The 12,276-nt window shown below is 73.3% G+C and carries 8 protein-coding genes; 1 reads left to right on the forward strand and 7 read right to left on the reverse strand.

Annotation, left to right across the window (positions count from 1 at the left end; all coding sequences use genetic code 11):
* Positions 1–793 precede the first annotated feature (793 nt).
* Positions 794–2,206: a proline--tRNA ligase gene (proS, locus tag ACF9IK_RS12025; RefSeq protein WP_395294221.1), complete on the reverse strand. Its 1,413-nt coding sequence runs from the start codon at positions 2,204–2,206 to the stop codon at positions 794–796.
* A gap of 212 nt (positions 2,207–2,418) precedes the next feature.
* Between proS and ACF9IK_RS12030 the strand changes: the two genes are divergently transcribed.
* On the forward strand, positions 2,419–3,243 hold the full coding sequence (locus tag ACF9IK_RS12030; protein WP_395294222.1) for a class I SAM-dependent methyltransferase: 825 nt from the start codon (positions 2,419–2,421) through the stop codon (positions 3,241–3,243).
* A gap of 113 nt (positions 3,244–3,356) precedes the next feature.
* Here the strand turns inward: ACF9IK_RS12030 and ACF9IK_RS12035 are convergent, their stop codons facing one another.
* The 6 genes from ACF9IK_RS12035 to nsdA all read right to left on the reverse strand — a co-directional run bounded on the left by ACF9IK_RS12035 (position 3,357) and on the right by nsdA (position 12,023).
* Positions 3,357–3,899, reverse strand: a complete 543-nt coding sequence (locus ACF9IK_RS12035; RefSeq protein ID WP_395294223.1) for a GNAT family N-acetyltransferase — start codon at positions 3,897–3,899, stop codon at positions 3,357–3,359.
* Positions 3,900–4,003: 104 nt separating this feature from the next.
* Positions 4,004–5,566: a signal recognition particle protein gene (gene ffh, locus ACF9IK_RS12040; RefSeq protein ID WP_395298550.1), complete on the reverse strand. Its 1,563-nt coding sequence runs from the start codon at positions 5,564–5,566 to the stop codon at positions 4,004–4,006.
* A gap of 200 nt (positions 5,567–5,766) precedes the next feature.
* Positions 5,767–8,325 (reverse strand): [protein-PII] uridylyltransferase, encoded by a 2,559-nt coding sequence (locus ACF9IK_RS12045; RefSeq protein WP_395294224.1) that lies wholly within the window; start codon positions 8,323–8,325, stop codon positions 5,767–5,769.
* A gap of 135 nt (positions 8,326–8,460) precedes the next feature.
* Positions 8,461–8,799 (reverse strand): P-II family nitrogen regulator, encoded by a 339-nt coding sequence (locus ACF9IK_RS12050; protein WP_313765677.1) that lies wholly within the window; start codon positions 8,797–8,799, stop codon positions 8,461–8,463.
* Positions 8,799–10,199: an ammonium transporter gene (locus tag ACF9IK_RS12055; protein WP_395294225.1), complete on the reverse strand. Its 1,401-nt coding sequence runs from the start codon at positions 10,197–10,199 to the stop codon at positions 8,799–8,801. Before ACF9IK_RS12055 ends, ACF9IK_RS12050 begins: the two co-directional genes overlap by 1 nt.
* A gap of 369 nt (positions 10,200–10,568) precedes the next feature.
* A complete protein-coding gene (gene nsdA, locus ACF9IK_RS12060; protein ID WP_395294226.1) occupies positions 10,569–12,023 on the reverse strand; it encodes a transcriptional repressor NsdA in 1,455 nt (484 codons plus the stop codon).
* Between the last annotated feature and the right edge of the window lie 253 nt (positions 12,024–12,276).

The following is a 12,276-nucleotide window of genomic DNA, read 5'->3' on the forward strand; positions in this document are numbered from 1 at the left end:
TAGACCAACGATGGAGTGAGAGCCGATGTTCCGCGCGTTCCCGATCTCCGGGAATTCCCAGGAAACTCTCAGGAATGTACGAGCGCGTGCAATTCGCGCGTTCCGGATCTGACGCAAGACCAACCCCCTGCCGGTTTGGGCCCGTCGCAACTCGGCGAGCCTCGTCATTTCCGTCCGGGAACGGGCTGTCGCTCCCAGGACGTACGTACGACCCATGATCCTGTCGAGTTGACAGGGCCACGGGCCGTACACCGTACCGCTATTCCGTTAATACCGGCAGTTGACCGGCCAGTAGGTATGCCGCCATGCGAGACGACGCCTGGACGGTTACGAGCCGAATTCCGGACGGCCGATGTCGTTGCCTGTCCATACTCGCCAGTACCGGTCCGTTTGCGACACCGGTACGACACCCCGGAGACGCCGCCGGGACAGCACTGTGACACGGCCGAAAGCGCTCAAAAGCGCCCCGGAAGCCCCTGAACGCACCCGTGGGCCCCCCTCCCGAGCACTTGCGGAAGCCGCGGGAACAACCGACCGAGGCCTCGGCGGCCCCCAACCCGCACCGGAGCCCCGGACGGCCCGGACGGCCCCCGAAACCCGCGCCGGCGCGCCACGATACGGCCCGGCGGCCCCGGCGCGCCCCGCAAGCGCCCGATGCATCCCGATGCACCCGGAGGGCCGCGGAAGGCCGCCCGGACGGCCCCGCGCCGCGCGCAAGGGCCCGGAACGCGACCGGACGCCCCCGCCGCACAGGGCGGCGGCAGGGGCGTCCGGGCCGGTGGATCCCCGCGCGTCAGTACGCGCGCGCCACGATGGCGATGTTGCCCTCCTGGTCGTCCGTCTGCGGCACCGAGCCGTCGGCGGCCACGATGCACCGCACCGAGACGCCCTGCTCGGCCAGCTTGGCCTCGCCCTCCGGGCCCAGCTCGGCCCAGGAGATCCGGCCCCAGCCGGTGGCCGCGGCCTCGATGGCCTCGTCGATGGTCTTCACGTCGACGGTACGGGCCTCGCGGCGCTCGCGGGACTGGCGCAGCAGCAGCGCCTGGTCCTCCTCCAGGACGCCCGGGAGGAGCGCGGCCAGGGCGTCGATCGAGACCGGCTCCTTGCCGCCGGGGATCCGGCGGGCGAGCATCGCGGTGCCGTTCTCCAGGTCGCGCGGACCGACCTCGATGCGCAGCGGCACGCCCTTGAGCTCCCAGTCGACCGCCCGGCGGCCGAACGGGGTGTCGGTGCGGTCGTCGACGACCACCCGGATGCCGACGGCCTCCAGCTGGGCACCGATCTCGCGGACCTTGGCGATCACCGCGTCGTCGCCCTTGATGGCGAGGACGACGGCCTGGACGGCGGCCAGGCGCGGCGGGACGCGCAGGCCGTTGTCGTCGCCGTGGGACATGATCAGACCGCCGACCATGCGGGTCGAGACGCCCCAGGAGGTCTGCCAGACGTACTCGCGCTCGGCGCCCTGGAGCTGGTACGTGGTGTTGAACGCCCTGGCGAAGTTCTGGCCCAGCTCGTGGCTGGTGCCCATCTGCAGCGCCTTGCCGTCACCCATCATGCCCTCCAGGGTGAGGGTGTTGATGGCGCCGGCGAAGCGCTCCTTGGCGGTCTTGCGGCCGAGCACGACGTCGATGCCGAGCACGTTCGTCATGAAGTCGCCGTAGACCTGGGTGTGGATCATCGACGCGTAGTCACGGGCGTCCTCGTAGGTGGCGTGGGCGGTGTGGCCCTCCTGCCAGAGGAACTCGGTGGTGCGCAGGAAGACGCGCGGGCGCAGCTCCCAGCGGACCACGTTGGCCCACTGGTTGATCAGCAGGGGCAGGTCGCGGTGGCTCTGCACCCACTTGGAGAAGTACTCGTTGATGATCGTCTCGGAGGTGGGCCGGACGACGACCGGCTCCTCCAGCTGCTTGCCGCCGCCGTGGGTGACCACCGCGAGCTCGGGGGCGAAGCCCTCGACGTGCTCGGCCTCCTTGGTCAGGTAGGACTGCGGGATGAACATCGGGAAGTACGCGTTCTGCGCGCCGGCCTTCTTGATCCGCGCGTCCATCTCCTGCTGCATCCGCTCCCACAGGCCGTAGCCGTACGGTCGGATGACCATGGTGCCGCGCACCGGACCGTTGTCGGCCAGCTCGGCCTTGTTGATGAGGTCCTGGTACCAGCGCGGGAAGTCGTCCGCCTGGGGGGTGAGAACGGGTGCCTTTGCCATGGGGCGAATGGTACGGGGAGCGGGGCCCTGACTTCGAATCGGATGCCCGCGGGGGCCGCCGGACGGCCTCCCGCCAGGGGGCGCACGACCGCGACACGCGCGCACCACCCTGCACCCCTCTGGACGCCGCGCCCGAGCCGCTGTTCGCTGGAGTGGGGCGGGACTTTGGGGGAGCCGTAGCAGCACACCGAAGGACCGGATGGGAGGCCTCGATGGCTTCAGCTCGGACGACCGGCACGACCGTACGACCCGCGGGCGCACGACCACACGACCCGCTGCCCGCGACCGCGTGGCCCGAGCGGGCGCGCGACTGGGCGGAGATCCAGGAACGCATGCTGGTACCGCTGTACGAGGCGGTCTACGACCGGCTGGAGGTCGGCCCGGCGACCAGTGTCCTGGGCCTGGGGTGCCGGTCCGGCCTGGCCCTGCTGCTGGCCGCCGAACGGGGTGCACAGGTCGCCGGCCTGGAGCCGCAGGACGAGCTGCGCGCGCTGGCCCGGGGCCGGCGACTGAAGGTCGGCGCGGGCGTCCGGCCGGCGCCGGGCGTCCCCCGCTCGGCCCATTCGCTGGTCACTGTTTTCGAGCAGCTGCCGGGGGCCGCCGAACCGGGGCGGGTGGTCGCCGAGGCGGCCCGGCTGACGCTCCGCGGCGGGCACGTGGTGCTGGCCGCGTGGGGGCCGCCGGAGCGGTGCGAGAGCGCGGCCGTGCTGGACGTGGCGCGGCGGATGGCCGGGCGGACCACCGCGCGCGACCCGTTCGGGCTGAGCACGCCCGGCGCCCTGGAGGACCTGCTCGCCCCCGCCGGCCTGCGACCCGCCGGCAGCGGCCGGGTGGGCTGCCCGTTCGCCTACCCGGACCTCGACAGCGCGGTGCGCGGGCTGCTCTCCACCGGCCTGTACGACGCCGCGGCGGAGTTCTCCGGGCTCTCGCTGGTGGCGAAGGAGCTGGAGGAGGCGCTGCATCCGTACCTGCGCCCGGACGGCTCGGTGCGGATGGAGAACGTCTTCCGGTACCTGATCGCCGAGCAGCCGCGCTGACCGCGGAGGAGCTGACCGCGGAGGAGCGGACCTCACCGGGGCGACGCCCGCACCGACCCGGCCGCCACACCCGTACCGGCCCGCTCGCGCCGGCCCGGCCACGCCGCGCCCGGCTACGCCCCCGCGCCCGGCCACTCCTCCGCGGTCAGCGCGAACCGTTCGTGGTCCCGCCAGGCGCCCCCCAGGAACAGCATCCGGGGCGTGAACCCCTCGTGCCGGAAACCCAGCCGCTTCACGAGCCCGATCGAACGCTCGTTCTCCGGCTGGACGTTGATCTCCAGCCGGTGCAGCCCCAGCCCCCCGGCGGTCTGCGCGGCGAAGCAGCGGTCGACCACCAGGCGGACGCCCTCGGTCATCCGGCCGGTGCCGGCGAACGGCAGGTAGGAGTCGTAGCCGAGCGATGCGTTGCAGAACCGGCCCATCACGATGTTGGCGACGTTCACCTTGCCGACGATCCCAGCGGTCTCCTGATCGATGATCAGGAACGTTCGCAGGCCCGCCCCCTGTCGCTCCAGGAGGTCCGGGAGTCCGTCCGGCTCGACCGGGTTCCACTGACCGATGTGTTCGGCGGACCGCCGGACCGCCTCGGAGTAAGCCGCCTCGTCCCCGGCCCGCGGGGCCCTGATCGTCACTCTCACCCCACCATCATCGGACATGCGAACGGCCCGCCGCCCGGGGAACCGGGCGGCGGGCCGCGCGCGTGGAGTGGGGACCCGCAGCGTGGCCCGACCTGCCGGCCCGGGATCCACGGGTCTCGGGCCTACAGCAGGTCCTTGAACTCCTTGGGGAGCTCGAAGTCGGCCGGGCCCTTGCCCGCGCCGAGACCGAAGGCGCCGCCGTCCTGGGCCGGACCCTGGCCGGCACCGAGGGCGCGGCGCTCGGCGGCCGCGGCCTCCTCCTGCGCCCGCTTCAGCGGGTTGCCGCTCTTGCGCTTGCCCTTGGCCACCGGGGCCTTCTTGGCGGACTTCTTCGAGCCGCCGCCCATGCCGGGGATGCCCGGCATGCCCGGGATGCCCTTGCCGGAGGCCATCGCGGACATCATCTTGCGGGCGTCGAAGAACCGCTCGACCAGGTTGTTGACCTCGCCGACCTGGACGCCGGAACCCTTGGCGATGCGCAGCCGGCGCGAGCCGTTGATGATCTTCGGGTCGGTCCGCTCGGCAGGGGTCATCGACTTGATGATGGCGCCGACCCGGTCGACGTCCTTGTCGTCGATGTTGTTGATCTGCTCGCGGATCTGACCCATGCCGGGCAGCATGCCCAGCAGCTTGGAGATCGAGCCCATCTTCCGGACCTGTTCCAGCTGGGCCAGGAAGTCGTCGAGCGTGAAGTCCTTGCCGCCGCCCTGCAGCTTGGAGGCGATCTTCTCGGCCTCGGCCTGCGAGAAGGTCTGCTCGGCCTTCTCGATCAGCGAGAGCACGTCGCCCATGCCGAGGATGCGGGAGGCCATCCGGTCGGGGTGGAAGGCGTCGAAGTCGTCGACCTTCTCGCCGTTGGAGGCGAACATGATCTGCCGGCCGGTGACGTGCGCGACCGACAGCGCGGCACCACCGCGGGCGTCGCCGTCGAGCTTGGAGAGCACCACACCGGTGAAGTCGACGCCGTCGAGGAAGGCCTGGGCGGTGGTGACAGCGTCCTGGCCGATCATCGCGTCGACGACGAACAGGACCTCGTCCGGGTTCACCGCGGCCCGGATGTCGGCGGCCTGCTGCATCAGCTCGGCGTCGATGCCGAGGCGGCCGGCGGTGTCGACGATGACGACGTCGTACTGCTTCTGCTTCGCGTACTCGATCGAGTCGCGGGCGACCTGCACCGGATCGCCGACGCCGTTGCCCGGCTGCGGGCCGTAGAAGGCCACGCCCGCGCGCTCGGCGACGACCTGCAGCTGGTTGACGGCGTTGGGGCGCTGGAGGTCGCAGGCGACCAGCAGCGGGGTGTGCTTCTGCTTCTTCAGCCAGTGGCCGAGCTTGCCCGCGAGGGTGGTCTTACCGGCGCCCTGGAGACCGGCGAGCATGATCACCGTCGGGCCGTTCTTGGCGAACTTCACCCGGCGGGTCTCGCCACCGAGGATGGCGATGAGCTCCTCGTTGACGATCTTGACGATCTGCTGGGCCGGGTTCAGCGCGCCGGAGACCTCGGAACCGAGGGCGCGCTCCTTGACCTGCTTGATGAAGGCCCGCACGACCGGCAGCGCGACGTCCGCCTCCAGCAGCGCGATGCGGATCTCGCGGGTGGTGGCGTCGATGTCCGCCTCGCTGAGGCGGCCCTTGCCCCGGAGGTTCTTGAACGTCGCTGCGAGGCGATCGGAAAGGGTGTCGAACACGTCGTCGCGGGTCCTCTGCGGCATCGGTATCGGTACGGTCGTCGCCCCCAAGGGTATCCGGCCGCCCCGGGAACGGTCTCCACCCCCGGGTGGACGCCCCGCCACGGCCCCCGCACGACCCGTGCACGCCTCCCCGCCGACGGCGGGGAGGTACTCGGCGACGCCCGGGGAGGAGCCGGGCGCCCCGGCACGCCCCGGGCTCAGCCCAGCGCCGCCCGCACCGCCGCCGCCACCTCCCCGGCCCGCTGCGGGCTGAGCGGGCGGCCCGCGTCGTCGGTCAGGTAGAAGGAGTCGACGGCGTCCGCCCCGAGGGTGCTGACGTGCGCGGTCCGGACCCGGACGCCGGCCCCGTCCAGTGCCCGTCCGATCCGGTGCAGCAGGCCCGGCGCGTCGTGGGCGCGCACCTCCAGCACGGTCGCGGTGGCCGAGGCCACCGCCGGGGCCACCGCGACCAGCGGCGGCGGGGTGGGGATGCCGCGGCGGAGCGGGGCGGCCGCGTCGCGCTCGGCGAGCCGGCGCGCCACGTCCAGCGAGCCCTCCAGCGCCCGGCGCAGGTCGGCCCGGAGCCGGGCCGCCTCCGGCAGCTCACCGAACTCGGCGGCCACCGTCCAGGACAGCAGCAGGACCGGACCGGCGCCGATCGGGTCCAGCTCGCGCAGGCCGGCCGAGCGGACGGTCAGCCGATGCAGCGCCAGCACCCCGGCGACGGTCCCGAGCAGACCCGGCCGGTCGGGGACGGCGAGGGTCAGCCGGACACCCATCGGCTCCGGCCCCTCCTCCCCCGCGCCCGGCCCCGCCGTGCCCTCCCCGGCCCGGCCCGGGGCCTCCGCCCGGGCCGACGTCTCGGCCTGGGCCAGCAGCGAGAGCGCCGGCCCGCCGGTTCGGGCGGCCTCCACCGCCAACCGCTCCTGCTCCGCGGTCGGCTCCTCCTGACGGCCGGTGCCGGAGGCCGGCAGGGGGTGGCCGCCGGCCAGCCGGGCGGCGGCGCGGGCGGTCAGCCCGTCCACCAGCGAGGCCCGCCAGCGGCTCCACGCGGCCGGACCGGTCGCGGTGGCGTCGGCCTCGGTCAGCGCGTGCAGCAGCTCCAGTTGCGGCAGGGTGGCCACCACCTTGGTGATCGCCTCCACGGTGGCCGGGTCGTCCGGGTCCCGCCGGGTCGCGGTGTCCACCAGGGTCAGGTGGTGGCGGACCAGCATCGCCAGCGTCTCCACCGACTCCCGGTCGAAGCCCATCCGGACCGCGACGTCGCGGACGATCACCTCGCCGGCCTCGCTGTGGTCGCCGGGCCAGCCCTTGCCGATGTCGTGCAGCAGAGCGGCCACCAGCAGCAGGTCCGGCCGGGCCACCCGGCGGGTCATCGCGGCGGCCCGCACCGCCGTCTCCACCAGGTGCCGGTCCACCGTCCAGCGGTGCACCGCGTTGCGCTGCGGCCGGCAGCGGACCCGCTCCCAGTCCGGCAGGAGCCGGGTGATCAGCCCCTCCGCCTCCAGCGCCTCCCAGACCGGCAGGCATGCCTCGCCCGCGCCGAGCAGGGTGACCAGCTGCTCGCGCGCCTCGTCCGGCCAGGGCACCGGCAGCGGGCGGCACTCGGCGGCCAGCCGGCGCACGGTCGCGTAGGAGACGGTCAGCCCGTTCTGGGCCGCGGCCGCCGCGGCGCGCAGCGGCAGCACCGGGTCGGCGGCCGGCCGGGCACCCTGGGCCAGCACCGCCTCGCCGTCCTGCTCGACGACGCCCTCCGCGAGCGGGCGGCGCTCGACCGCGCCCCGGGCGACCGCCCCGGCGCCGCGCCCGGCTCCGGTGAACGGGAAGGCGAGCCGGGACATCCGGCGGCCGCGGCCGGATCGGGCCGCCAGCACCCGGTCCACCGCCCGCCAGGTGACGTCGCTCGCGTAGGCGATGGTGCGGGCGGCCTCGTAGACCTGGCGCAGCAGGGTGTCGGCGTCCAGCACGCCGAGCCGCTCGGCGACCTGGTCCTGGTCCTGGAGGCTGAGCCGCTCGGTGGCCCGGCCGGTGGCCAGGTGCAGCGCGTCCCGGACGTCGGCGAGCCGCAGCGCGGCGGCGTCCAGGCCGTCGCGCGGGGCGTCCGCCAGCCAGGTGGCGGCGACCGCGTCGAGCGCGACGACGTCCCGCAGGCCGCCGCGGGCCTCCTTGAGGTCCGGCTCCAGCAGGAAGGACAGTTCGCCGTGGCGCTCGGCCCGTTCCCGGCCGAGCTCGCGCAGCCCCGGCAGGCGGTCGGCGGCGCCGGCCCGCCAGTCGGCCAGAACGGCGGAGCGCAGCCCGGCGGTGAGCGCCGGGTCGCCGGCGACGTGCCGGGCGTCCAGCAGGCCCAGCTGCGCCTTGAGGTCGGCGGCGGCGACCGCGCGGGCCTCGGCGGGGGTGCGCACCGCGTGGTCGAGCGCGGCGCCGGAGTCCCAGACCGGGTACCAGATCCGCTCGGGCAGCTCCGGGTCGAGCGGGCCGTCGTGCAGCAGCAGGACGTCGAGGTCGCTGCGCGGGGAGAGCTCGCCGCGCCCGTAGCCGCCGACCGCGACCAGGGCCACGCCGGCCGGGGCGCCGGCCGCGGCGAGCAGGCCCGCCAGCCAGTCGTCGGTGAGCGCGGCCAGGGCGGTGCGACGGGCGCTCCCGGTGAGGTCGGGCCGTTCCAGCAGCCGGGCCCGGGCGGCGCCGTAGTCGGGGAGCTCCTCGCGGTCCGGCCGGCGACCGGGCGACGCGCCCGGTCCGTCGGCGGGCAGGAGGGGCGGGTCGGTTTCGGTGGCCATGCGGAGTCCCCGTCCGTCGTCGTACGGTTGATCGATCGGCACTGATACGCCGTCAGCGGACCTGCGACCACGGGGTGGTCGCAGGCCCGCCTGCGGGTCGATCGAGCTGAATGCTAGAGGGAGGGCCTCGGGCCGCTAGAGGGCGTCGGGGCCGCGCTCACCGGTCCGCACCCGGACGGCCGTGTCGACCGGGACGCTCCAGACCTTGCCGTCGCCGATCTTGCCGGTCCTGGCCGCCTTCACCAGTACGTCGATCAGCTGATCGGCGTCGTCGTCCTCGACCAGGACCTCGATTCTCACCTTGGGCACCAGGTCCACGGTGTACTCCGCGCCCCGGTAGACCTCCGTGTGGCCGCGCTGGCGGCCGTAGCCGCTGGCCTCGGTCACGGTCAGGCCGTGCACCCCGAAGGCCTGCAGGGCGGCCTTCACGTCGTCCAGACGGTGCGGCTTGATGACTGCGGTGATGAGCTTCATCAGGCGTCGACCTCGGTCTTCTCGGTGTTCTTCGCGGTGCTGGTCGCCGTGCTCTTCGCGGCGCCCTTCGCCGCGCTGCCGGCAACGGCGGCGGGCTCGGCGGCGGTTGCGGAAGCGGTCGGGGCCACGACGGTGCGGGCCAGACCGGCGCCCACCGCGCTGAAGTCGTACGCGGACTCGGCGTGCTCGGCCTGGTCGATGCCGGCCAGCTCGACCTCCTCGGCGACCCGGAAGCCGACCGTCAGGTCGATCGCCTTGGCGAGCAGCCAGGAGAGCACGAAGGAGTAGACGGCGACCACGGCCACGCCCATCGCCTGCTTGCCGAGCTGCTCCAGGCCGCCGCCGTAGAACAGGCCCTTGGCGGTCTGGCCGACGGTGCCGGTGGCGAAGAGGCCGACCAGGAGCGAGCCGATCGCGCCGCCGACCGCGTGCACGCCGACCACGTCGAGCGAGTCGTCGAAGCCGAAGCGGTACTTGAGGCTGATCGCCGCGGCGCAGACGGCGCCCGCGATCAGGCCGATCGCCACCGCGCCGAGCGGGCTGACCGAGCCGCAGGCCGGGGTGATCGCGACCAGACCGGCCACCGCGCCGGAGGCGGCGCCCAGCGTCGTGAACGCGCCGTGCCGCAGCTTCTCGTAGATCAGCCAGCCGACCAGTGCGGCCCCCGTGGCGACCTGGGTGTTGACCAGTGCCATCGCGGCGACGCCGTTGGCGGCCAGCGCCGAGCCGGCGTTGAAGCCGAACCAGCCGAACCAGAGCAGCCCGGAGCCGAGCATCACCAGCGGCAGGCTGTGCGGGCGCATCGGGTCCTTCTTGAAGCCGATCCGCTTGCCGAGGACCAGGCAGAGTGCCAGGCCCGCCACGCCCGCGTTGATGTGCACGGCGGTGCCGCCGGCGAAGTCGATCACGCCGTTGCGGTCGCCGAGCCAGCCGCCGTTCCCGCCGTCGAAGAAGAAGACCCAGTGCGCCACCGGGAAGTACACGACGGTCACCCAGAGCGCGATGAACAGGCCCCAGGCGGTGAACTTGGCCCGGTCCGCGATGGCGCCGCTGATCAGCGCCGGCGTGATGATCGCGAACATCAGCTGGAAGGCGGAGAACGCGGTCACCGGGATCGTCCCGGAGAGGTCGTCCAGGCCGATGCCGCGCATCCCCAGGTAGTCCAGGTTCCCGATCAGGCCGGCGCCCGAGTCGGGCCCGAAGCTGAGCGAGTACCCGTAGAGGACCCAGAGCACGCTGACGATGCCCAGCGAGAGGAAGCTCATCGCCAGCATGTTGAGCGTGCTCTTCGCCCTGACCATGCCTCCGTAGAAGAAGGCCAGGCCCGGGGTCATCACCATGACCAGGGCCGCACAAATGAGCACGAAGGCGGTATCGCCCGCGCTGAAGCCGTCCGGCATCGGCGTCTCCTCATGAATGGAAGCCGCTCCACACCCGGGTTACCTGTCCCGTGCCACCCGGGGTGTCGGCGATGAGAAGGAGAGTGCCGAAGGCTGGTTTCCGCCGATGCGGCCGGTTGTTTCACGGCCGTGACGGCGGCGACGGCGGGGTTACACCTGCGTGAACCACGGCCACGCCGAGGCGCCGGATGGGCTACCGTTCCGCCGCCCGGCACACGGAGTGCGGTGTCGGCCACCGACCGTGGCGGCAGCCGGCCGGCACGGGGAGCCCGCCGGAAACGGCCACCGACCGTGGCGGCGGCGGCCGGCACGGTCGGCGGGGTCGGAGAAGGGAGGGCCGGACCGGAGGGGAATCCGGGAGGGCCGGGATCAGACCACCGAGACGTACTCCGGGATGTCCTGGACCACCCGCTCCTGGAGCCGGTTCACCGCGTCCACGCCCTTGAACCGGGCCGCGGCGGACTCGGTGGTCTTGCGCACCCGGGAGTTCAGCCGCTCCGAGCGGACCTTGCCGGCGATGTCCACCGCCTGCTCGGCCATCACCGCGGCCTGCTCCGCCTCGTTCTGCAGAAGGTGGACGCTGGCCATACCGATCAGGTTGAAGGCGTAGGAGCGGACGTGGTCGCCGTCCTGGCGGAAGAGGTCCACCGCGCGCTCCATCACCGGGGCCGACATCGAGGCGTACAGCGCGGCGTTGTCGGAGTGGTAGGCGAGGTCGCGGAAGGAGTGCGCGTTCTCGGCGTTCAGCTCGGCCGGCGAGAAGAACTTCAGCCAGTCCGGGTCGCCGTCGCTCTCGCGGATGTCGGTGAAGGTGTCCTCGGCCAGCCGGACCGCCCGGGCGCAGCGGTTGACCTCGCCGATGGTGGCGTAGGCGCGCGCCTCCATCGCGTAGAGCAGCGACTGCTGGCGCGGGGTGGCGGTGTCCCGGCTGCCGTACTGGGCCAGGTGGATGAGCTCCAGGGCGTCCTCGCCCCGGTTCAGGTGGATCATCTGGCGGCTCATGTCGGTGAGGATCAGTGCGCCGAACGGGCGGTCTCCGGCCTCCTTGGCCGCGTGCAGCGCCAGCACGTAGTACTTCTGCGCGCTCGGGTGCATGCCCACGTCGTACGACATCCAGCCGGCCAGGTGGGCCAGCTCGGCGGTGAGCCGGAACAGCCGCCTGGTGGTCGCCTCGGGGTAGGTCTCCTGGAGCAGGTCGGTGACCTCGTGGAGCTGGCCGACGACGGCCTTGCGGCGCAGGCCGCCGCCGTTCTGCGCGTCCCACTGCCGGAACATGACCGTGGTCTGCTCCAGCAGTTCCAGCTCGGGCTCGGAGAGCCGGCCGGTGAACGCCTCGCCGCCGTTGGCCGCGGCCAGGATCGGGGTGGGCGCGCCGGTCGGGCCGGGGGCGAGCCAGCGCTGCATCGGCTCGATCAGCGCGGCGCCGGCCGTCAGGGCGAGCGAGGTGCCCAGGAAGCCGCGCCGGTTGAGCATCAGGTCGCTGCGCGAGTAGTCGCTGATCAGCTGGACGGTCTGCGGCGCGCTCCACGGCAGGTCGACGCCCCCGCCGACGGTGGAGACCGGGACGGCGGCCCGCAACCCGAGGTCCTCGATGGAGACCACCGAACCGAAGCGCTCCGAGAACAGCTCCGACATGATCTTCGGGATCGGCTCGCGGGGCTGCTCGCCGTCCAGCCAGCGGCGCACCCGGGAGGTGTCGGTGGAGACGTGATGGGCGCCGATCTGGCGGGCCCGGCGGTTGACCTGGCGGGCCAACTCCCCCTTGGACCAGCCGCTGCGGGCGAACCACGTGGTCAGCTTCTCATTGGGTTGCTTCTCTGCCATGGGTAACGTCCCCATCCCGCCCGGCCCCTGCTCCGGGGCCCCGATCGTGACCGCCCGACGGTTGCGGGCTCTTGCCAGACGTGCCGTACCTGAGGTGCGGTCGGAACCGCACACCGAACCACTGGTCGCACTGGTGTGCCATCGTCGCGGACGCTGCGTCAGTTTCCTCAACTCCCGCGCCCCCTGGGCCAGGAGCGGACTCGCCGACGACATCCGCGAGCCGAACGTAGTGCCCCGCACGGCGGCCCGGGGA

It is taken from the genome of Kitasatospora hibisci (genome assembly GCF_043950205.1).
Classification (GTDB): domain Bacteria; phylum Actinomycetota; class Actinomycetes; order Streptomycetales; family Streptomycetaceae; genus Kitasatospora; species Kitasatospora hibisci.